We start from the raw sequence: 22638 nt of genomic DNA, 5'->3' as shown, positions 1-22638 counted from the left end.
CAATGCTTATAATCGGAATTGCAGGAGGAACAGGATGTGGCAAAACTACCGTTGTTAACACACTTCTTAACGAACTCCCTGAAGGTCAGGTAGGTGTTATTTCACAAGATTCTTACTATAAAGACACTTCTCACCTCAGTTATGAGGAACGTGTAAAGATCAATTTTGACCATCCACGTTCTATCGATTTCGATCTGTTGGCGAAGCACCTAAAAGAGTTAAAGGAAGGGAAATCCATAGACCAACCTGTATATTCTTTTGTCAAGCATAATCGTACAGGAGATACTATTTCTACAAAGCCTAGAAAGGTAATGATCGTTGAAGGAATTTTAATTCTTACCAATCCAGAAATCAGAGAATTGTTCGATATAAAAATATTTGTCCACGCAGATTCAGACGAGCGCTTAATCCGAAGATTAAAGAGAGATATTACGGAACGTGGACGTGATATAGACGAGGTTCTTACAAGGTATCAAAACACTCTAAAACCTATGCACCAGCAGTTTATTGAACCTATGAAGGAGTATGCCGATATTATTATTCCTAACAACAAATACAACACAGTAGCCGTAGATATCGTTAGAACCATAATTAACGAGCGTTTATAATGGGAATCTTTGATAACAAATATTTAAAACCTTTTAAAAACATTTACCTACTAGTTTTTATAGTATTTGCTATCTGGATGTTATTTTTTGATGCACATTCCTTATTATTTCATTACGAGCTCAACTCAGATATGAAAGAATTGGAATATCAAAAAGAGCATTATAAAAATGAAATGAAGAAAGACAACAAAGCCATTAAAGAGCTTAGTACTGAAGAAGGCATAGAACGTGCTGCACGTGAGAATTATTATATGAAGAAACCCAATGAGGATATTTTCATTATTGAATACGAAGATAGTATAGCCAAAGAAAAACAAGATGAGTAAACCTTTATTTGATGAGTTTGAAGGAGTATCTTCAAAAGCTTGGAAACAAAAAATTCAGTTCGATTTGAAAGGTGCGGATTATAACGATACCCTGATTTGGAACACCAGTGAAGGTATTGATGTAAAACCGTTTTACCATTCCGATGAATTTGAAACCTGGCCAGAAATATCAGCCAGTAAAGCCACAGCTTGGAAAATTTGTCAAGCCATTGAGGTACAAAATGAAAACGATGCCAATATCGCTGCAAGAGACGCTATAGAATGTGGTGCAGAAAGCATCTTGTTTATTGTGCATTCTGAAAACATTTCAGTTACCGATTTACTTTCAAACATCGATTTAATAACTATTGATGTTCATCTGAAATGTAATTTCCTATCAGAAGAGTTTACTAGTAAAATCAATAAAGCCACACTGAGCGAAGCTGAAGCGCCAAACAATATAACAACAATACACACAGACATCATTGGTAACCTAGCTAAAACAGGTAATTGGTACAGCAACCTCAAGGAGGACCATTCAAAATTTGAATGCATAGTAAAGCAAACCAATGAACTCAGCATTGACTTAAGCCTTTACCAAAACGCAGGCGCAACAATTATACAGCAATTAGCTTATGGTTTGGCACATGCCAACGAGTATCTTAACCATTTAGATAACGTCATTGCGAGCGAAGCGAAGCAATCTCTCAAAGTAACGTTCAACGTCTCAGTCGGCTCAAATTATTTCTTCGAAATCGCTAAACTCAGAGCCTTACGACAATTATGGGCAACTCTAGCTTCAGAATATGATCTGAATACCGATTGCAAAATCATAGCAACACCAAGCAAACGCAACAAAACCATTTACGATTACAACGTGAATATGCTTCGCACCACAACCGAATGCATGAGTGCCGTTTTGGGAGGAGCAAATACTATATGCAACTTACCTTACGATGCCTTGTACCATAAACCCAACGAATTTGGTGAGCGCATATCTCGAAATCAACTCTTGGTTTTAAAAAACGAAAGCTATTTTGATAAGGTAAATAATCCGGCAGACGGAGCATATTATATTGAAAGTTTAACCGAACAACTAGCAGAAAAAGCCTTAGATGTTTTTAAGGATATTGAATCTAACGGAGGCTTTTTAAGTCAATTAAAAGAAGGGACAATTCAACGAAAAATTAAAGAAAGTGCAGCTAAAGAACAAGCAGATTTTGATGCAGAAAAATTAGTGCTTTTAGGCACGAATAAACACCCAAATCCTGCTGATAAAATGAAAAATGAGCTAGAAATCAATCCTTTTTTGAATATTGAAAAGCGCAAAACATTGATTGAACCAATAATTGAGAAAAGATTATCTGAAAAATTGGAAACCAAAAGATTAAAAGAAGAACAAAACTAAGTATAGACAAAATCTATAGTTTGTTTTACATTCAAAAACGTACAAAATGTCAAGAAAAAATCTTCAACATATAAAACTTAATTCAAAACCTTCGGGTTATGAGCCACACGATGATAAAAAAGAATATCTCACAGCTGAAGATATTAATTTAAAATCGACCTATTCAAAAGTTGATATTGAAGACTTAGAACATTTGGATTTTGTAGCAGGTATTGCACCTAATCTTCGAGGTCCTTACTCGACAATGTACGTACGCAGACCATGGACAATTAGGCAATATGCTGGTTTTTCAACAGCAGAGGAAAGCAATGCCTTTTACAGACGTAATTTAGCTGCTGGACAAAAAGGACTTTCCGTAGCCTTTGATCTTGCAACGCACAGAGGTTACGACTCAGACCACGAACGCGTTGTTGGTGATGTTGGTAAAGCTGGTGTTGCCATTGATTCGGTTGAGGATATGAAAATTCTTTTCGACCAGATTCCACTGGATAAAATGTCGGTTTCTATGACCATGAACGGAGCGGTTCTACCCATTATGGCGTTTTATATCGTGGCTGCAGAAGAACAAGGTGTAAAACCTGAGCAATTGGCAGGCACCATTCAGAATGATATTTTAAAAGAGTTTATGGTGCGTAACACATACATTTACCCACCTACCCCATCCATGAAAATCATTTCTGACATCTTTGAATACACGAGTCAGAATATGCCAAAATTCAATAGCATCAGTATTTCAGGCTATCACATGCAAGAAGCTGGTGCCACTTGCGATATAGAATTGGCATACACTTTGGCCGATGGCTTGGAATACATTAGAAAAGGACTGGAAGCCGGAATGGATATTGACACCTTCGCTCCTCGCCTATCTTTCTTCTGGGCCATTGGGATGAATCACTTTATGGAAATCGCCAAAATGCGTGCAGCTCGTATGCTTTGGGCAAAATTGGTGAAACAGTTCAACCCTAAAAATCCAAAATCTTTAGCATTAAGAACCCATTGCCAAACCTCTGGCTGGAGTTTAACGGAGCAAGATCCTTTTAATAACGTGGCCAGAACCTGTATTGAAGCTGCTGCTGCGGCTTTCGGTGGAACACAGAGTTTGCACACCAACGCCTTGGATGAAGCGATTGCCTTACCAACAGACTTTTCAGCTCGTATAGCAAGGAATACGCAAATCTACTTACAACAAGAAACCCATATCACAAAAACGGTTGACCCTTGGGCTGGCAGTTATTATGTCGAAAAATTAACCCATGATATTGCACACAAAGCCTGGGATTTAATTCAGGAAGTTGAGGAATTAGGTGGTATGACCAAAGCCATTGAAGCTGGCATTCCGAAATTAAGAATTGAAGAAGCTGCAGCACGTAAACAAGCACGTATCGATTCTGGTCAAGATATTATAGTTGGAGTGAACAAATATCGTTTAGACCAAGAAGATCCAATACAAACTTTAGAAGTGGACAACCAAACCGTTCGCAACCAACAAATAGAACGCTTAAATCGTATCAAATCCACTCGAAATAACGAAGATGTCCAGAAAGCTTTGGCAAAATTGACCGAAGCCGCTAAGACAGGTCAAGATAATTTACTAGCTTTAGCAGTAGATGCGGCCAGAAAAAGAGCAACTTTAGGTGAAATCAGTGATGCTTTGGAAGCCGAATTTGGACGTTACAAGGCACAAATAAAATCATTTAGCGGAGTGTACAGCAAAGAAATAAAAGACGACAGCAGTTTTAAACGTGCAAGGGAGTTAGCCGATCAGTTCGCAGAACAAGATGGTCGCAGACCTCGTATTATGATTGCCAAAATGGGGCAAGATGGGCATGATAGAGGTGCAAAAGTCGTCGCTACAGGCTATGCGGATGTTGGTTTTGATGTTGACATTGGACCTTTATTTCAAACACCAAAGGAAGCGGCCAAACAAGCCGTTGAAAATGACGTACATATTTTGGGTGTATCCTCTTTAGCCGCTGGACATAAAACTTTAGTACCTCAGGTTATAGAAGAACTAAAAGCTTACGGAAGAGACGATATTATGGTGATTGTTGGTGGTGTGATTCCAAAACAAGATTACCAATATTTGTTTGATGCTGGTGCAGTAGCCGTTTTTGGACCTGGCACTAAAATCAGTGATGCAGCGATTCAGATTTTAGAGATTTTGATTGACTAGTAACCCTAAATGAGCGGTAACAAACTGTTAACAACTTCAATTTCCTAAACTCGTAAATAATCGTATTTTTAAACCCTTAATAAACCAAATCATTTAATGGGTAAAATCATTGCAATTGCTAATCAAAAAGGCGGTGTTGGTAAAACAACAACCTCTGTAAATTTAGCGGCTTCTCTGGGCGCACTAGAGAAGAAAGTCCTACTTATAGATGCAGATCCTCAAGCCAATGCCAGTTCTGGCTTAGGTATTGACGTTGATGCTGTAGAAATTGGCTCCTATCAAGTATTAGAGCATACCAAATCAGCAAAGGAAGCCATTGTGGCTTCTAATGCACCAAATGTGGATGTGATTCCGGCACATATAGACCTTGTCGCGATTGAGATTGAACTCGTTGATAAGGACGACCGTGAATACATGCTGAAGAAAGCCATTTCAGAATTAAAATCTGAATACGATTATATATTAATTGACTGTGCTCCTTCATTAGGATTGTTAACCTTGAATGCCTTAACGGCTTCAGATGCGGTGATTATTCCTATTCAGTGCGAGTATTTTGCGCTCGAAGGTTTAGGCAAACTGTTAAATACTATTAAAAGTGTACAGAAAATACATAATGAAGCGTTAGACATAGAAGGTCTTTTGCTTACGATGTTCGATTCGCGTTTACGCTTATCTAACCAAGTGGTTGAAGAAGTGCAAAAACACTTTAGCGATATGGTATTTGATACCATTATTCAGCGTAACGTACGTTTAGGTGAAGCTCCAAGCTATGGCGAAAGCATTATCAATTATGACGTAAGCAGTAAAGGAGCGGCAAATTATTTAAGCTTAGCCAAAGAGCTTATAAAGAAAAATGAATTATAATGGCGAAGGCAACGAAAAAACAAGCATTGGGAAGAGGTCTTTCAGCATTGTTGAAAGATCCTGAAAATGACATAAAATCTGCGGAAGACAAAAATGCAGACAAGGTGGTTGGTAATATTGTTGAGCTCGATATTGAAAGTATTGAGGTAAATCCGTTTCAACCAAGAACCAACTTTAATGAAGAGTCTTTACGTGAATTGGCATCATCCATTAGAGAACTTGGTGTTATTCAACCTATAACGGTTAGAAAGCTAGCGTTTAACAAGTACCAGTTGGTTTCTGGTGAGCGTCGTTTTAGAGCGTCGAAATTAATTGGACTCGAGACCATACCTGCATACATAAGAATCGCCAATGACCAAGAGTCTTTGGAGATGGCTTTGGTGGAGAACATTCAACGTCAGGATTTAGACCCAATAGAAATCGCGTTGTCGTATCAACGTTTAATTGATGAAATTAACCTTACACAAGAGCAAATGAGCGAGCGCGTTGGTAAAAAGCGTTCTACCATTGCAAATTATTTACGACTACTTAAGCTAGACCCAATCATACAAACCGGAATGCGAGATGGTTTTATCTCCATGGGACACGGTAGAGCCATGGTAAATATTGAAAGTCAAATAGACCAACTCGAGGTATACGAAAAGGTCATTTCCAATAAACTTTCCGTTAGAGCTACAGAACAATTGGTTAAAAACCTAAACTCTGAAGACGATAAAAAATCAACTGTTGAAACTACCGAGACTCCGAAGTACATCAAAAAAGGAGCTAAGGATTTTTCAGAATATTTTGGCCATAAAATCGATGTGAAAGTGTCTAAAAATGGTGGTGGAAAGATTGTGATTCCGTTTCATTCTGAAGAAGATTTCAACAGAATTCAAAAATTAGTGAAGCGTGATAAATAAGTCACCATATTTTCTGATTCTCTGTTTGTTTTCGGCAATGATTTCCTTTGCCCAGGAAAAAGACAAGGACAGCACGAGCATTGTGGTGGACAAGGATTTAGTCGTTATCGAAGAACAATCTTTTGAAAAGTCAGAGATTGATCCCTTAAGGCCATCTAAAGCAGCATTTTACTCTGCCATATTACCTGGTGCTGGTCAATTTTACAACAAAAAATATTGGAAAATCCCAATAGTTTGGGGAGCGATTGGTACAGGTGTTTATTTCTACATTAGAAACGACAAACAGTTTGACCGTTACCGAGATGCCTACAAAAGACGATTGGCTGGCTTTACGGACGATGAGTTTTCTGATGCCGATGGTAATCCATTGATTTCTAACGACGGTTTAATTCGTGCTCAGCAACAATTTAGAAGAAATAAAGAAGTGTCGCTTTTGGTAACCATAGGACTATACGCCTTAAATATTATTGATGCCAATGTTGATGCGCATCTACTACAGTTTAATGTTGATGAAAATTTGAGTTTAAGTCCGCATTATCAATACAACCAATGGGAGAATTCTTCAGATTTAGGACTGACACTCAATTTCAAATTCTAAGCGCATGAATATAGCTTTACTCGGTTATGGCAGAATGGGAAAAAGTATAGAAGCGATAGCTTTAGAACGCCATCATTCTATTACACTCAAAATTTCCGATGCTAACGATGAGTTTGATTTTACCAACACCGATGTTGCCATAGATTTTAGTATTCCGACTGCTGCAGTTTCCAATATAAAGAAAGCTTTGGATGCTGGAGTTCCAGTAATTTCTGGTACTACTGGATGGTTGGAACAGTACCATGAGGTTACAGATTATTGCAATGCTAAAAACGGAACATTTTTATACGCCTCAAACTTTAGTTTGGGAGTCAATATCTTTTTTGAAATCAATAAAAAGCTGAGCGAACTCATGGCAACGGTAGATGGTTATTCGGTTAACATGGAAGAAATTCACCATACCAAAAAATTGGACGCACCAAGCGGAACGGCCATCACGTTAGCAGAGCAAATTATTGAGAATACTGATTATAAAAAATGGACATTAGACCAGCCAAATTCTGATGAAATCCATATTGATGCCAAACGTATTCCTGAAGTACCTGGCACACATGAGGTGACTTATGATTCTGAAATCGATTCCATAAGCATTAAGCATACAGCACACAGCAGACAAGGTTTTGCATTGGGAGCTGTTGTTGCGGCAGAATGGATTAAGGATAAAAAAGGTGTATATACCATGCGAGATGTGTTGAAAATTAATGTCTAATGTAGATTGAGTAATGAAGAATGACCTAAAAGATCGCACAAAGACATTTGCGCACCAAATTATAAAGCTGGTTTCCCGATTACCAAACGATTATTTATCAAATCATATTAAAAAACAATTAATCAGATGTGCAACATCAGTAGCTGCTAATTACAGAGCGACATGCATTGCACAATCGAAGCGAAGTTTTATTTCCAAAATTAGTATTGTCATCGAAGAGATAGATGAAAGTCATTTTTGGTTAGAGTTTATTATTGATGAAAATCTTTTACCTTCAGAGAGTTGTAAATCTTTGTTAAATGAAGCAGATGAACTTACAAGGATTTTTATATCATCAAGAAAAACTGCAAATTTGAACCTAAGAAATTAATCAATTGTCATTAGACAATTATCATTTAAAAAATTATGAGCTGGACACAGTGGTTTATCTTTTTACTGATATTACAAATTATACATGGCTTAGGCACATGGAAACTCTATATTAAAGCTGGGCGACAAGCTTGGGAAGCCTTCGTACCGGTTTACAACGCAGTTGTGCTGATGAAAATTATTTCTCGCCCTTGGTGGTGGGTGATTTTAATGTTTTTACCTATTGTAAATCTTATAATGATTCCTGCTGCTTGGGTAGAAACCGCAAGAGCGTTCGGAAAGACCACCAAACTAGATGCTTTAATCTGTATTGTTACACTTGGGTTCCATCTGTACTACCTCAATTATATGGAAGATGTTACCTATATTGAAAATAGGGAGCTTAAACCCAAGACCACAACTGGTGAGTGGATTACCTCTATCCTATTCGCCATTGTTGCAGCGACCATTGTGCACACGTATTTCTTTCAGCCTTTTGTTATTCCGTCGTCGTCCTTAGAAAAGTCTTTATTAGTAGGTGATTTTTTAATAGTAAGTAAAATTCATTATGGACCCAGAGTACCAATGACCACTGTAGGTGCTCCTATGGTACATGATACTATTCCTGTCCTAGGTGTAAAATCGTACCTATACAATGACAATTTTGAAAAGCGTAATTCGTCTTGGAAAAACAAACTACAGCTACCTTATTTTAGGTTGCCAGGTTTTGAAGATGTAGAACGCAATGATATTGTCGTCTTTAATCAACCAGCAGACACATTGCTGAATATGAACGATTTTAATCCAGACCGTAATTACTACAAGCCTATTGACAAAAAAACCAATTTAGTAAAACGCTGTGTTGGGCTGCCTGGTGACACTTTGGAATTGAGGAATGGTTACGTGTACATTAATGGAAAGCAAAATAAACTGCCACCACGCTCACATTTACAGTTTTCTTATCGTCTCACCTTAAAAAAACCAATCAGTACACAAGGTGAGGAACGGCTATTTTATAATATGCTAGACAAAGCAGATATTGATGATGGTTTTAGATTTAATCCAAATGATGGCACGTTTTATTTAGCTGCTGTATCAGATGAAGCCGTAAACAAGCTCAGAGTACAACCTAATGTTGCCAGTGTAGAGCGCATTACCAGAGATGAAGGTGCTATAGAAGATATTTTCCCAAGAGATCCTAATTTCAAATGGAATATTGATCATTTTGGTCCACTATGGATTCCTAAGGCTGGTGCCACCATACAATTAAATACTGAAAACATTACGCTTTACAAACGCGCTATTGGCGAATATGAAGGCAATAAGGTGGTGACCAGAGGCAATCAGATATTTATTAATGACCAACCAGCGACGTCGTATACGTTTAAACAAGATTATTATTGGATGATGGGAGACAACCGTCATAACTCTATAGACAGTAGATATTGGGGGTTTGTACCCTACAATCATATTTTTGGTAAGCCTGTATTTATTTGGATGAGTATAGACGGCATTAACGATGGTCTTAAAAATTGGAAGTTCCGTTGGGATCGTATTTTCACAACTGTTAGTGGTAGTGGTGAGCGTACCTCTTACTTAATACCATTTTTAGTCGTTATGTTCGGTATTTATGGTTTTACTAAATGGAGAAAGAAAAGAAAAGCTAAATCTTAAGGTTTTTCTAACGCAATTATGGATTGTCTCATACATCCAACGTACTTTCCTAACATAGCGCATTTTGTTGCTATGGTTAACTCAAATTCAGTATGTTTTGAGGTTTGTGATAATTACCAAAAGCAGTCCTTTAGAAATCGTACTGAGATCTATGGTGCAAACGGAAAACTGGCTTTAACCGTTCCTGTTAGTTACACACAAAAGAACAGACAACTTTATAAGGATGTTAAAATTGCAAACGACGACAACTGGCAACAACTACATTTAAAGTCCTTACAGTCGGCTTATAGCATGTCGCCTTTTTTTGAGTTTTATATTGACGATCTAATGCCTTTATTCGAAAAGCGATTCGACTATATTTTAGACCTAAATTTATACTGTTTTGAAGTGCTTTTGCGGAGTTTGCAAATGGATTTGGTAACTTCCAAGACAAAGTCTTTTGAAAAAGAGCCAGATGGCAAAATGGATTTTAGACCACTTGTAATGCGAAATCATAAGGTCGATAACTTAGAAACTTATACACAAGTATTTACTGAAAAACATGGATTTATTCCAAATCTCAGTATTTTGGATTTACTTTTCAACGAAGGGCCAAATACAGAGTTATACTTAAAACCACAGAAACTGTAGGCTATGTTTAGATTCATAATCCATTACGGCTTACATTTCGGATTGCCATTGGTCATTGCCTTGGTTTTCTTCAAGAAAAACTGGCTCAAGGCTTATATTATTATGCTTGCCGCTTTTATCATCGATTTAGATCATTTGTTGGCAAGTCCTATATTCGATTCCAGCCGTTGCAGCATCAATTTTCACCCACTCCACTCCTACTGTGCGATTGCGGTTTACTTCATATTCTTAATCCCTAAGCCAACACGTATTTTTGCTATAGGTTTATTGGCACATATAATTTCAGATAGTGTGGATTGTTTTTTAATCTAGTGCAATTGTCGCTTTAATGGGATAATGATCCGAAAGCTTGTTGTCAAAAGTCTTAAACCCATTGACCGTAAAATTTTTATCCACTAGAATAAAATCAATTCTGAGCGGAAAGAATTTAAAGTCGTAGGTGTTTCCAAAGCCGTTACCAGCTTCTTCAAACGTATCCACTAAATCATCTCCTTTAATCTCTCTGTAGATATAAGAGTAAGCTGTATTGTTGAAATCACCCATTACAATAGTTTTGTAAGGGCATTTAGATTTATGTTTCAAGAACAGTTCTACTTGGTTTTGCTGTGCCTTAAATGTTTTACTTACTTGCTTAAAAAGTTGACCTGAAGTTTCCTTTTTTAGTTTTTCAACATCAGTGCTTACTCCTGAAGACTGTAAATGGACATTATAAATCCTTAGAGTATCCTTAGCCTTGACAATATCAGCAAAAATCACATTATTACTCGTGTTGGAAAATTCCAAAGAACCTGAGTTAATAATAGGGAATTTAGAAAACAATGCCTGACCACGTTTTACGGTATTATTGAACGTTGTGTTATAGCCATAATAACCATTGAGCTCAATAGGATCTTTAGTTCTATACTCTTGTAAACAAAGTATATCTGGCTGTTCTTTTTTGATGAGTTCCGTAATATCAGCTTTTACGGTCTTATTAGGTAACCATTCGAAAATATTAAAAAGCCTTACGTTATAAGACATCACAGAAATATTGTTCTCGTTTTCAACTTTTTTTGAGGACGAGAACTTATACATTGAACTGAGATAACTCCAACCCAAAATCAACACCACCAATGATAATAGCATCTGCTTTTTTACCTGAAGCACCCAATAGATAAAAAACAGAATGTTCAATAATATCAACAAAGGTACACCAAGACTCAATACAGATAGCGTTGCAAAACTTTTAGGAGGCAGATAAGGCAAGAGGTAGGATATCAATAATAAGAAGGCTGCCAACGAATTGACAAGAAACATAATCTTATTAAAGAATTTTAATTTTTTCATACCAATTTTCAACTATCCCATTTTCGGAATTTTGAGATTAGAAGGTGCTTATTTTTTTCCAGCCTTAAAGAGAAATTCCTTCTCTTCAGCTGTAAGGCTCTCATAACCACTCTTGCTGATTTTATCGAGAATTAAATCTACCTTCTTCTGATCATTAAACGTTTGAAACTCTTCTTTAGTCTTACCAGCATAAGTCCCTTTTGGTTTATTTCTGTGTACGGTCTTTAAATTAGATTTGGGTTTAAACCAACCTGCTACAGTATCCATGGCACGTTCAAAACCAGAACCTATGTCTTTACCTTCTTTTAATTTTATTGCATAAAAATAGCCTAGCAAAGCGCCACCAAGATGGGCTACATTTCCTCCTTGGTTCCAGCCAAACAATCCTAAAATATCCATAGCAACCAAGGCTATAGCAATATACTTGAGTTTTATATTAAAAAAAACAAGTCTAACTTCTGTCTCAGGCATATAAGCTCCCAAAAATATCAGTAAAGCACTTATACCAGCCGAAGCACCTACCAATGGTGGAGCATTTATGATAAATCCTTTAGGTAAAACATTATAAACAAAAAGAAACGCCAATCCACCAACAATGATTCCCAATAGGTAGATGTTCAATGCCATTTTAGGACGAAACAGGTTCAGTAACATTCTTGATATAAAATACAGTACCAAAAGGTTCAAAAGAATATGAAAGAACCCATAATGAGCAAAGCCATAAGTAATAATAGACCATGGCTTATACAAAAAATTAGAAAAGCTTGATGGCAAACTTAAATAGGATAAGGGATTGCCTGTCCTAGCAAATACTTTAATCAATTGCCCAATGATGAAAACGACTATATTAATTGCAATAATCTTTTCAAAAGCATTGAATCTATTGAACTTATATTTTAAATCTTGAATTGTGCTCATGGTTAATTCCAGCGGTATTTATCTCTTTCATTCTTCTTCCAAAAATACATCAATAAAAACCCTGTCAATGCTCCACCCAAGTGGGCAACATAAGCCGTATTGCTTGGACTAAATATAGAATGACCAGTGATTGCAGAAAATAAATCTAATATTATAATACCTGGTATAAAGTACTTCGCTTTTATAGGAATTGGCAAAAATATCAACATCAATTTAGATTCAGGATATAACATACCGAACGCTACCAACACACCCATTATTGCTCCTGAAGCTCCGACCATTGTGGTAACTATTGCTTGTCTAAAGCTATCAAAATCCTCACCCAAGATAGACGCCCAACGCTGGTCGTACTTTCCTTCCGCTATAAGATTTGCAACCTCAGCTTGGGAAATACCTGCTTCCATTAAGGTTGATAAACCAGTATTATACTGAAAATATAAAAATGCAAGTTGAATCACCGCTGCTCCTAAACCAGACAAAAGATAGAAAATCAAGAATTTTTTCATGCCAAATACCTGCTCTACTGCTGTACCAAACATCCATAAGGCAAACATATTAAATAAAATGTGCATAAAATTACCATGCATAAACATGTGCGTAATAATTTGCCAAGGTTCAAAAAGCGGATTTTTTGGAAAAAATAAGGCAAACCATTCATAGAACATTTCCCTATTACCTACAAGATAGGTTCCAAGAAACATTATGATATTAATAATTAGTAAATGCTTAACAGCATCGGTTATTTGGGCTCTCATATACTACATAAATTTTTTTTCAATATCATCTACTTTCATAGTGATAAATGTTGGTCTATTGGTTGGTGACACGTTCGGTTCCTTACAGGCAAATAAGCTATTGACCAAATGCTCTTGTTCTGTACCATTTAAGGATTGACCGTTTTTAATCGCCAAACTCTTTGCCATGGATTTTGCCAATAAATCCGTAGCACTAAAATTAGCGTCTGGCACATCATTTTGCACATCACTTATCAACTGTTCTAAAATGATAGATACTTCACTCTCTGGCACTCCTACAGGCACTCCTGTAATGGTAATTTCTTCCTCAGACAAACCAGAAAACACAAAACCTGTATGTTCTAAATCCGTTTTTAAATCCTTTATAATCTTGCTTTCACCTGGTGTAAAATGCAATTGCAATGGAAATAATAATTGCTGACTTGTAGCTTCTTTTATCGTAATGTGCCTTAGAAAATTTTCGTACAATACGCGCTGGTGCGCTCTGTTCTGATCAATAATTAACATTCCCGACTTTAAGGTCGTTACAATATATTTTTGCTGTAGTTGAAATGTGGTTTTAGCAGTTTCAACAGAAGCATCACTAAAGATTGATTCGGTTTTAGAATCGCTTTCAAAAGCAACTTCGGCAAAATCTTCCTGTTTATTGTTTCCTTTGGATTCTAAGCCAACATAGAGACTCTCCCAAGATGCTGCAGGTGCTTTTTTAAATTGCCTGTGCTGTGAAGGCTGCTTAGTATTGGCTTCATCCGCAAAGGGATTAAAACTTCTATCCACCTCAATCGTTGGCGCAGATGCTGTCTTGTTTTTATAATTGTAAGGCGTCGTTAAATTGCTCTGATGTTCAAAATCCAAAACCGGAGCAATATTGAATTGCCCTAAACTATGCTTTACCGCTGAACGCAAAATGGCGTACAATGTATGTTCATCATCAAACTTTATCTCCGTTTTTGTCGGGTGGATGTTTATATCAATCGTCTTGGGATCTACCGTTAAATTCAAAAAATAACTTGGATGATAGCCGTCTTTAAGTAAACCTTCAAAGGCTGCTCCAATAGCATGATTGAGATATGGACTCTTAATAAACCGATGATTGACAAAAAAGAACTGCTCTGACCTGGTCTTTTTGGAATATTCGGGTTTACCAACAAATCCTGAGATTTTCAACACTTCCGTTTCCTCTTCAACTGGCACTAATTTCTCGTTGGTTTTGTTACCAAAAATATGAACTACGCGTTGTCTGTAATTTTCACTGGGAAGGTGAAACAATTCACTTCCGTTATGATAAAATGCAAACGCAATGTTAGGATGAGCCAATGCCACACGATGAAACTCATCAGTGATGTGTCGTAATTCTACAGTATCTGACTTTAAAAAATTTCGTCTTGCCGGAATATTGAAAAACAGATTTTTAACAGCAACCGAAGTTCCGGTTGGAGTTACGGACACCTCTTGGGATTTCACTTGACTCCCTTCTATTTCTATGGCTGTACCCAATTCGTCTTCAGCGCGTTTGGTCTTAAGTTCTACATGTGCAATAGCTGCAATACTTGCCAAGGCTTCACCTCTAAAACCTTTGGTATTTAATTGAAATAAATCTTCAGCAGATTTTATTTTAGATGTGGCATGGCGTTCAAAGCTCAAACGCGCATCTGTAACACTCATACCTTTACCGTTGTCAATAACCTGAACGAGCGTTTTGCCCGCATCTTTTATAATGAGCTTTATTTCTGTAGCATCAGCATCAATAGCATTTTCCAGAAGTTCTTTAACTACAGAAGCTGGTCGTTGCACCACCTCACCAGCTGCAATTTGGTTGGCAACATGGTCTGGTAAAAGTTGAATGATATCTGTCATTAGCGATTTAGAGAGAAAATAGAAAGGTCAAAATCTATAATGAAAAGAAAAATTAAAACGAATATGGCTATAAGCACTAAAATGGTTTTATTAAATCCTGAATTATTTCTAGTTCGGTTACTTATTCTCGACTCGTGCCATTGACCAGAAAAGTCATTTTTATTATAGGTGTCTGCATAAGCATCAAACTTTGTTGAATACTTAGAAGAATCTGCATCTTCTTTACCTTTATAATATCGAGGTGTATAATTAAACCTTTTATTTCTTGGTAGCTTCTTGATTAACGTGAATTTAATTGGACCCATAATACTGTTATTTAATATATCCATTTAGGACATAAATTAAAATAAAAAGCGCTGCCAAAATAAGAATTAAGGCTGGTAATGAGGTAAAGCGGTTACCACGTCTTCTTGTGTTTCCTCTTATTTCATCCCACTTCGCTTCCAAGTCGTCTCTCGACTCTTTTTCTTTAGAATCCTGAAAACGAGGCTTATAATTAAAGCGTTTATTTTTTCTTTGATTAAACAAATTGCCTTGTAAATTAATACTTTGATTACCTCAAAAGTACTTAAAATACTAGGAAAAATAGCCTAAGGATTCCTTAAAATTATCAACAAAAAGGATGCCATGATGAAGTTGGGAAGTACAAAGTGTAAAGTATGTAGTAAAAGTATTTCAGGCTAAATCCTTACACTTTTACCATAATTAACTACTTAGTATTTTTTCTTAAGTAGGCCATTTTAATCGCTGCAATTGCCGCTTCGGTACCCTTGTTACCGTGTTTTCCACCAGAACGATCAATAGATTGCTGCATATTGTTATCTGTCAACACGCAAAAGATAACAGGAATATCACCTGTAAGATTCAAGTCCTTAATGCCTTGGGTAACACCTTCGCAAACAAAATCGAAATGTTTGGTTTCACCTTGGATAACGCAACCAATCACAATGATGGCATCTAACATACCAGAATCCGCATAGAAACTTTTAGACATTCTGGCAGCACCATAGGTCAACTCAAAAGTGCCAGGCACGTTCCAACGCACTATATTTTCTTTTACGGCACCACAGTCTAATAGTGCATCGAAGGCACCTTGCCATAAGCCTTCAGTGATTTTTTCATTCCATTCTGAAACAACAATCCCAAACCGAAAGTCTTTCGCGTTTGGGATTGTGGCTTTATCGTAGTTCGATAAGTTATGATTTGCAGTAGCCATGTTTATAAGCTTGCTTCTACTTTTCCTATTAAGACATCGACCTGAGTCGCTTCTGTAGAACTGCTAAATTCTGACTTAATTCTGTTAAGGTAATCTAAAGCTTTAGAATTCTCACCTAAATCTATTGCCACACGAGCGGCTTTCAATAGATACATAGGTGTTGTAAATTCATTAATGTTAGCTTTAAAAGCTTTTTCGTAATACTCTAAAGCTTCTGGTAATTGCTCTAACTGAACAAAAGCATCACCAATGCCTCCTTTAGCAATTGGACCTAACATTTTATCATCGCTAGAAAAGTTACCTAGGTACGTTACTGCGTTTTGATAATCCTTAAGGTTTAAATACGCCATACCAGCATAGTAATTTGCTAAGTTTGCCGCAGGTGTTCCACCGTATTGGTCAATAATATCCAACATACCATACTTACCTTCACCACCGTTTAAGGCCATTGTATAAAGTGAATCTGAAGCTACACCGTTAGTCGCTTCTTCAAAATACTTCTTAGCTTGGTACATGTCGTTCATAGCTTCTTTTTGTTGTGGCTCGGCAATAAACTTGTTATAACCCAAATAACCCAAAACAACCAAAGCTATGGCTGCAATTACACCAATAATATAATTTTGATTTCTTACAAACCACTCTTCGGTTTTAGAAGCACCTTCATCTAAAGTATTAAATACCTCAGCCGTTGCCGAGTTTTCCTCAGCAATTTCTTCCTTCTCCTTTTTGGTTTTTGGTTTGTAACCTCTTTTCTTATACGTAGCCATATATCTTCTCTATTAATGCGTGCGCAAAAATAAAATTTTTATTGGGATTTAAAAGCCTATTTATTTGTTATTTTTGAATAATAATTACGATTATTTCATTCTTCAAAACCTCAATAAACGCAAGGAAGTACGCCTACTTTTATGATTCTAAACTCACTATCCTTAGTCAATTACAAAAATTTTGAAAGTCAAGTTTTCGATTTCGATGCCAAAATCAATTGTTTTGTAGGTGCCAATGGTATAGGAAAAACAAATACCTTGGACGCTATTTATCACTTAGCTTTCGGGAAAAGTTATTTTAATCCTATTGCGCTTCAGAATATAAAACATGGCACAGAATTTTTTGTTGTGGATGGTAGTTTTACCAAGAACGAACGTACCGAAAAAATCATCGTATCCCTTAAACGCGGACAAAAGAAAATTATAAAACGAAACGGTAAAGCCTACGATAAATTCAGTGATCATATTGGGTTTATTCCTTTGGTTATTATTTCACCTGCCGATCGTGATTTAATTATTGAGGGTAGTGATACGCGAAGAAAATTCATAGATAGTGTCATTTCACAAAGTGATAAAAACTACTTAACTGCAGTTATTGCCTATAACAAAGTGTTGTCTCAACGTAATGCGCTGTTAAAATACTTTGCGTTGAATAATACGTTTAACGCAGATACGCTTGCCATTTACAATGAGCAGCTTAACACTTATAGTAAAGAAATTTTCAAAAAGCGAGATGAATTTTTGAACGTCTTCATCCCAATTTTTAAGGAGCGTTACGAGGCCATAAGCCAAAGCAAAGAAGCTATAGACTTAAAGTACAAAAGCGATTTGTTTGATGGTGAATTGATAAATTTATTAGAATCTAACCTCAACAAGGACAAAGCCTTGCAATATACCAGTGTTGGAACACATAAAGATGATTTGGTCTTTTTGATTGATGATTTCCCGATTAAGAAATTCGGTAGTCAAGGACAGCAGAAATCATTTTTAATTGCCTTAAAGTTGGCGCAATTCGATTTTATTAAACAGCAAAGTGGAGTATCACCTATCTTGTTATTGGATGATATTTTTGATAAATTAGATGAAAACCGAGTGGCACAAATCATAAGTTTGGTAGATGACGACCACTTTGGCCAGATTTTTATAAGTGATACGCATGCGGATAGAACAGAAGCTGTGGTAAAGCAGATACACCAATCTTATAAACTATTTAAGTTATGAAGAAATTAATTTGGCTACTTAGTCTTGTTTTATTAGGGTGTTCAGAAAATCCTGAAACCTATATTCAACATCTTGAAGGCTATTGGGAAATAGAGGAAGTGACTTTAGCTGATGGTACTAAAAGACAATATACATTTAATGAAACCATTGATTATATTAGTTTGAATGACAGTTTATCTGGATTCAGAAAAAAACTAAAACCAGGGATTAATGATACGTATTATACTTCGGATGATGCCGAGTCCCTTAAAATTAAGATTGAAAACGGTGACTTAAATTTGTATTACAGTACACCCTATACTGAATGGACGGAGACGGTTTTAGAGGCTTCACCTGAGCGTCTTAAGATTAAAAATGCGGATAATAATGTATATTTATACAAACGCTATACTCCTATAAAATTAGATATTGAATAATTAAAAAGTTTACCGTTTCACGGCAACTAAAAGATGGCAAAGCGCAACAACGATAATCAACCCATAGAAGATATTCTAAAAGAGTTTGTAAAGACTAACAATTTACAATCTGGATTGGACAAAGTCAACGTGCGCGAAGCTTGGGTCAATCTCATGGGAAATGGAGTTAACAACTACACAACTGCCATTGAGTTAAAACATGAAACGCTTTATGTGCAATTAAGTTCTAGTGTATTACGCGAAGAATTGAGCTATGGCAATGAGAAAATTGTTAAAATGCTCAATGAAGCCATTGGAAAAGATGTCATAAAAAAATTAGTGCTTCGTTAGACTAAAACGCTAAAGTTTTCAAAAATTAAAAACGAATATAAGGCGCTCATTGTATCTTTACAAAAAGGACGCTAATGAGATTCCTAGTACTTTTATTCTCTATTATTTTTCTTCAATCTATGGTTTTATTCAATTTTAAATCCGATAGCGATATCAGCAACTGGAAAATTCTTGATGATGTGGTTATGGGTGGACGTTCCAACGGAAATTTTAAATTAAACAAGGACGGTCATGGTGAATTTTATGGTACAATTTCTCTTGAAAACAATGGTGGATTTTCTTCCTTGAGGTACTATTTCCCTAATACTAAAACCGAGGATTATTCACAGTTAAAAATTAAACTAAAAGGTGATGGCAAAACCTATCAATTTAGAGTAAAGCGTGAGCAATCTGATCGTTACTCGTATATATATGAATTCAATACTACTACCGACTGGCAGACTGTAACGATTCCGTTTTCAAAAATGTATGCTTCTTTTCGCGGGAATCGCTTAGATATTCCTAATTATGATGGTGTGCAAATGGAAGAAATCGCATTTTTAATTGGCAATAAAAAAGAGGAGCAATTTAAACTGCTTATCGACTCCATAATCTTAGAATAATATTTGGTATTTTTAAGTCCTAATTAATAATAGGTCTTAATGAAATACACCAAACTCCTACTCTCTTTCCTTTTAACCATTGGAATTTTTTTCGTTTTAAACACAAAATTGGGTGATATCCCTCCTTTAGGGAAATTTTTAAATCCACAATCAGGGATTTGGCAAAATGAAACTGATGAAGCCATTTCTGGTGAAATTTCCATTCCTGGTTTGGAAGAGAACGTAACTGTACATTATGATGAACAATTAATTCCACATGTGTTTGCACAAAATGAATCGGACTTATACAAAGCCCAAGGCTATTTAACCGCAAAGCATCGGTTGTGGCAGTTAGAATTTCAGACCTTTGCCGCTGCAGGACGCTTATCTGAAATCATTGGTGAAGGCGCCCTCAATTACGACCGAACGGAACGCAGACGAGGAATGGGTTACGGAGCAGACCAAGCCATTGCCTATATGGAACAGCACGATACCCAAACCTTAGGGTTTATCCAAGATTATGCTGATGGTGTTAATGCCTATATCGACCAATTAAGCCCTGAGAACTATCCTGTTGAATATAAATTACTGGATTACACACCTGAAAAATGGACTCCTAAAAAAACAGCACTGCTATTAATGTACATGACCAAAATGCTGGCTGGCGGAGATGAAGATTTGGAATATACCAATGCCTTACGTCTTTTTGGGAAAGAGAATTTTGATTTGCTGTTTCCAGATTTCTTTGATGTCAATGATCCCATAATTCCAAAGGAAACCGACTGGAGTTTTATCGATGTGCCACAAACACCACATCCGAATGCAGATGTGGTTTTAGATTCCATTTCAGAAACCATTGAGAAACCCAATCCAGATAACGGAAGTAACAATTGGGCTGTGTCTGGTGAAAAATCGGCTACTGGCCACCCGATTCTTGCCAACGACCCTCACTTAGGTCTTAATCTGCCCGCTATTTGGTTTGTAATGCAATTGAGTGCACCAAACCATAATGCTATGGGAGCGACCATTCCTGGTGCTTTGGGAGTCATTTCTGGCTTTAACCAGCATATCGCTTGGGGAGAAACCAATGCCACACGAGATGTGATTGATTGGTATAAAATTGAATTCAACAAAGACCGAACGCAATACAAATACGATGGTCAATGGAAAGACCTCACCATAAGAGTTGAGGACATTAAAATAAAAGGAAAGGAAAGTTTTAAAGATTCAGTGCTTTACACACATCATGGCCCTGTGGTCTATGACCAAAACTTTATGTCTGATGAAGAGTTAGTCGGCTATGCCATGAAATGGATTGGACACGAAGGCGGCAATAACCAAAAGACATTTTTAGAACTCAACAAGGCCAAAAACTATGATGATTATGTTGATGCATTACAATACTGGAATGCGCCAGCACAGAATTTTGTTTTCGCATCCACCGAAGGCGATATTGCACTCTGGATTCAAGGGAAATTCCCCAATAAATGGGAAGGCCAAGGAAAATTTTTAATGGATGGCAGTAATCCAGATAACGACTGGCAAGGTTACATTCCACAAGAGTTTAATGCCAAGGTTAAAAACCCTGAACGTGGATTTGTCAGTTCTGCCAACCAACATCCTGTGGATGACAACTATCCTTTTTTTGTCTATAACGATGGTTACGAAACCTATCGTAACCGTGTGATTAATGATTTTTTTAAATCCAAGGCTAAGTTTAGCGTACAGGACTTTAAAGACTTGCACAACAACAACTATAATCTCAAAGCCGCAGAATTAGTGCTATACATGCTAGAGCACATGGATACATCTTCACTAACGGCAGAAGAAAAAGCCATCTACGACGAAATAAAAGCTTGGGAATTTAATAACGATATTGACGAAGTTGGCCCAAGTATCTGGAGACAATGGTATGGTAAACTTTACAACATGGTTTGGGACGAATTTGAAGTAGAAGACACAGCGCTCGAAAAACCATTTGCTTACCAAACCATTTATCTTTTAAAAAATCATGGCGAGCATGAGTTTATGGACATCGTTGAAACTGATGCCAAAGAAACTGCTAAGGACTTATTTTTATTGGCTTTTAAAAAAGCGGCAGAACGTTTATTGGAAATAAAAAACAACGAAGGAGACTATACTTGGGCAAATTATAAAGGCACTTACGCTGGGCATTTGTTGCGAGGCTTGCCAGCCTTTTCACGTTTTGATATTCCAATTGGTGGCGACCGAAACATTGTAAATGCCACCTCAGAGAACCATGGACCATCTTGGCGCATGATTGTTGAAATGACCACACCACCAACTGCCATTGGTATTTATCCTGGTGGACAATCTGGGAATCCTGGCAGTAAATACTATGATAATTTTATAGATGATTGGGCTGAGGGAAAATACCATAGCCTCAATTTTTTACAATCTAGTACAAGCACAGATGCTATTATTAGTACTCAAACTTTAACACCAGCAACGCATGAATAAGAATATACTCAACTTTTTAGCCACTTTCGTTTTAGCACTACTGTTATACTTGGTTTTACCATGGTGGTCAGTAATGACTGCCGCTTTAGCAAGCTCATTATTTATTCCTCTTAAAAAAGCAGCTGTGTTTTTTGTACCCTTTTTAGCTATTCTTATATTTTGGACATTCTATAGTTTTATGTTGAGTAGTGGTAACGACTACACTTTAGCCAAGCGCATAGCAGAGCTTTTGTATTTAGGTGGCAACCCTTATGTGTTGATGTTGGTTACGGGTATAATAGGTGGTTTGGCTGCTGGTATTGCGGCTGTTTTTGGGAAGCAGTTGAGTTTGGTTTTAAGTAAAAGCCAAGAGCAAAAGCCTTTGTAAATAATATGGGTAAGACAACCCTAATTGTGTTGTTATCCCGACGAATAACCCGATAAACCCTTATATTTGTTTTGATATAACAAGTTGGCAAACATTATGAAAAGAATAGAGATATTTATATTAGGCACTTTCCTATTAATGGCTGGATTCTGCGTAGGCCAAGTAAAAAATGATTCATTAACTT

The 22638-nt window shown here is 36.7% G+C and carries 26 protein-coding genes; 18 read left to right on the top strand and 8 right to left on the bottom strand.

What is annotated here, in order from left to right:
* Positions 1 to 2 precede the first annotated feature (2 nt).
* From udk to ACQ65V_RS09935, 12 genes are all read left to right on the top strand, one after another.
* Positions 3 to 608, top strand: a complete 606-nt coding sequence (udk, locus tag ACQ65V_RS09990) for a uridine kinase (RefSeq protein WP_430467786.1) — start codon at positions 3 to 5, stop codon at positions 606 to 608.
* Entirely contained in the window at positions 608 to 934 is a 327-nt protein-coding gene (locus ACQ65V_RS09985; RefSeq protein WP_155089721.1) for an FtsB family cell division protein, read from the top strand. Before udk ends, ACQ65V_RS09985 begins: the two co-directional genes overlap by 1 nt.
* The gene (locus tag ACQ65V_RS09980) at positions 927 to 2321 is read left to right on the top strand and encodes a methylmalonyl-CoA mutase subunit beta (RefSeq protein WP_430467785.1); all 1395 of its coding nucleotides are present in this window, start codon (positions 927 to 929) and stop codon (positions 2319 to 2321) included. The genes ACQ65V_RS09985 and ACQ65V_RS09980 overlap by 8 nt, the downstream gene beginning before the upstream one ends.
* A gap of 46 nt (positions 2322 to 2367) precedes the next feature.
* Positions 2368 to 4494, top strand: coding sequence for a methylmalonyl-CoA mutase (scpA, locus tag ACQ65V_RS09975; RefSeq protein WP_430467784.1), 2127 nt, complete (start codon positions 2368 to 2370; stop codon positions 4492 to 4494).
* Between the two features lie 96 nt (positions 4495 to 4590).
* A complete protein-coding gene (locus tag ACQ65V_RS09970) occupies positions 4591 to 5358 on the top strand; it encodes a ParA family protein (protein ID WP_155089718.1) in 768 nt (255 codons plus the stop codon).
* Entirely contained in the window at positions 5358 to 6260 is a 903-nt protein-coding gene (locus ACQ65V_RS09965; RefSeq protein WP_273290785.1) for a ParB/RepB/Spo0J family partition protein, read from the top strand. The genes ACQ65V_RS09970 and ACQ65V_RS09965 overlap by 1 nt, the downstream gene beginning before the upstream one ends.
* Positions 6250 to 6858: a DUF5683 domain-containing protein gene (locus ACQ65V_RS09960; RefSeq protein WP_162306973.1), complete on the top strand. Its 609-nt coding sequence runs from the start codon at positions 6250 to 6252 to the stop codon at positions 6856 to 6858. Before ACQ65V_RS09965 ends, ACQ65V_RS09960 begins: the two co-directional genes overlap by 11 nt.
* A gap of 4 nt (positions 6859 to 6862) precedes the next feature.
* Complete coding sequence (dapB, locus tag ACQ65V_RS09955; protein WP_430467783.1) at positions 6863 to 7567, top strand: 4-hydroxy-tetrahydrodipicolinate reductase; 705 nt, start codon at positions 6863 to 6865, stop codon at positions 7565 to 7567.
* Between the two features lie 13 nt (positions 7568 to 7580).
* Entirely contained in the window at positions 7581 to 7937 is a 357-nt protein-coding gene (locus tag ACQ65V_RS09950) for a four helix bundle protein (protein ID WP_412561280.1), read from the top strand.
* Between the two features lie 35 nt (positions 7938 to 7972).
* The gene (gene lepB / locus ACQ65V_RS09945) at positions 7973 to 9589 is read left to right on the top strand and encodes a signal peptidase I (protein WP_430467782.1); all 1617 of its coding nucleotides are present in this window, start codon (positions 7973 to 7975) and stop codon (positions 9587 to 9589) included.
* 18 nt (positions 9590 to 9607) lie between these two features.
* Positions 9608 to 10219, top strand: a complete 612-nt coding sequence (locus tag ACQ65V_RS09940; RefSeq protein WP_430467781.1) for a WbqC family protein — start codon at positions 9608 to 9610, stop codon at positions 10217 to 10219.
* A gap of 3 nt (positions 10220 to 10222) precedes the next feature.
* Positions 10223 to 10531, top strand: a complete 309-nt coding sequence (locus tag ACQ65V_RS09935; RefSeq protein WP_430467780.1) for a DUF6122 family protein — start codon at positions 10223 to 10225, stop codon at positions 10529 to 10531.
* Here the strand turns inward: ACQ65V_RS09935 and ACQ65V_RS09930 are convergent.
* The 8 genes from ACQ65V_RS09930 to ACQ65V_RS09895 form a co-directional block, all read right to left on the bottom strand.
* Positions 10523 to 11545, bottom strand: a complete 1023-nt coding sequence (locus ACQ65V_RS09930) for an endonuclease/exonuclease/phosphatase family protein (RefSeq protein ID WP_430467779.1) — start codon at positions 11543 to 11545, stop codon at positions 10523 to 10525. The genes ACQ65V_RS09935 and ACQ65V_RS09930 overlap by 9 nt on opposite strands.
* A 48-nt stretch (positions 11546 to 11593) precedes the next feature.
* Positions 11594 to 12463 carry a rhomboid family intramembrane serine protease gene (locus tag ACQ65V_RS09925; RefSeq protein ID WP_430467778.1) on the bottom strand — a complete coding sequence of 290 codons (870 nt, stop codon included), beginning with the start codon at positions 12461 to 12463 and terminating at the stop codon, positions 11594 to 11596.
* 2 nt (positions 12464 to 12465) lie between these two features.
* A complete protein-coding gene (locus ACQ65V_RS09920; protein WP_155089709.1) occupies positions 12466 to 13218 on the bottom strand; it encodes a rhomboid family intramembrane serine protease in 753 nt (250 codons plus the stop codon).
* Positions 13219 to 13221: 3 nt separating this feature from the next.
* Positions 13222 to 15075, bottom strand: coding sequence for a DNA mismatch repair endonuclease MutL (gene mutL / locus ACQ65V_RS09915; RefSeq protein WP_430467777.1), 1854 nt, complete (start codon positions 15073 to 15075; stop codon positions 13222 to 13224).
* Positions 15075 to 15380 carry a hypothetical protein gene (locus tag ACQ65V_RS09910; RefSeq protein ID WP_273290801.1) on the bottom strand — a complete coding sequence of 102 codons (306 nt, stop codon included), beginning with the start codon at positions 15378 to 15380 and terminating at the stop codon, positions 15075 to 15077. The genes mutL and ACQ65V_RS09910 overlap by 1 nt, the downstream gene beginning before the upstream one ends.
* A gap of 7 nt (positions 15381 to 15387) precedes the next feature.
* Positions 15388 to 15603, bottom strand: coding sequence for a hypothetical protein (locus ACQ65V_RS09905; RefSeq protein WP_430467776.1), 216 nt, complete (start codon positions 15601 to 15603; stop codon positions 15388 to 15390).
* A 181-nt stretch (positions 15604 to 15784) separates the two neighbouring features.
* Entirely contained in the window at positions 15785 to 16291 is a 507-nt protein-coding gene (ribH, locus tag ACQ65V_RS09900) for a 6,7-dimethyl-8-ribityllumazine synthase (RefSeq protein WP_155089706.1), read from the bottom strand.
* 2 nt (positions 16292 to 16293) lie between these two features.
* The gene (locus ACQ65V_RS09895; RefSeq protein ID WP_430467775.1) at positions 16294 to 17058 is read right to left on the bottom strand and encodes a tetratricopeptide repeat protein; all 765 of its coding nucleotides are present in this window, start codon (positions 17056 to 17058) and stop codon (positions 16294 to 16296) included.
* A 141-nt stretch (positions 17059 to 17199) separates the two neighbouring features.
* Here ACQ65V_RS09895 and recF point away from each other — a divergent pair, with 141 nt between their 5' ends.
* The 6 genes from recF to ACQ65V_RS09865 all read left to right on the top strand — a co-directional run bounded on the left by recF (position 17200) and on the right by ACQ65V_RS09865 (position 22454).
* The gene (recF, locus tag ACQ65V_RS09890; protein WP_430467774.1) at positions 17200 to 18279 is read left to right on the top strand and encodes a DNA replication/repair protein RecF; all 1080 of its coding nucleotides are present in this window, start codon (positions 17200 to 17202) and stop codon (positions 18277 to 18279) included.
* Positions 18276 to 18695: a lipocalin family protein gene (locus ACQ65V_RS09885; RefSeq protein WP_155089703.1), complete on the top strand. Its 420-nt coding sequence runs from the start codon at positions 18276 to 18278 to the stop codon at positions 18693 to 18695. The genes recF and ACQ65V_RS09885 overlap by 4 nt, the downstream gene beginning before the upstream one ends.
* Positions 18696 to 18728: 33 nt before the next feature.
* Positions 18729 to 19025 (top strand): DUF721 domain-containing protein, encoded by a 297-nt coding sequence (locus tag ACQ65V_RS09880; protein ID WP_155089702.1) that lies wholly within the window; start codon positions 18729 to 18731, stop codon positions 19023 to 19025.
* A 74-nt stretch (positions 19026 to 19099) separates the two neighbouring features.
* Positions 19100 to 19627, top strand: coding sequence for a CIA30 family protein (locus ACQ65V_RS09875; RefSeq protein WP_235898375.1), 528 nt, complete (start codon positions 19100 to 19102; stop codon positions 19625 to 19627).
* A 39-nt stretch (positions 19628 to 19666) separates the two neighbouring features.
* Positions 19667 to 22087 carry a penicillin acylase family protein gene (locus ACQ65V_RS09870; RefSeq protein ID WP_430467773.1) on the top strand — a complete coding sequence of 807 codons (2421 nt, stop codon included), beginning with the start codon at positions 19667 to 19669 and terminating at the stop codon, positions 22085 to 22087.
* Positions 22080 to 22454, top strand: coding sequence for a hypothetical protein (locus ACQ65V_RS09865; protein ID WP_430467772.1), 375 nt, complete (start codon positions 22080 to 22082; stop codon positions 22452 to 22454). The genes ACQ65V_RS09870 and ACQ65V_RS09865 overlap by 8 nt, the downstream gene beginning before the upstream one ends.
* Positions 22455 to 22638 lie beyond the last annotated feature (184 nt).

This window comes from Winogradskyella ouciana (genome assembly GCF_965284585.1).
GTDB lineage: Bacteria > Bacteroidota > Bacteroidia > Flavobacteriales > Flavobacteriaceae > Winogradskyella > Winogradskyella ouciana.
This window is presented reverse-complemented; position numbering and strand designations above follow the sequence as displayed.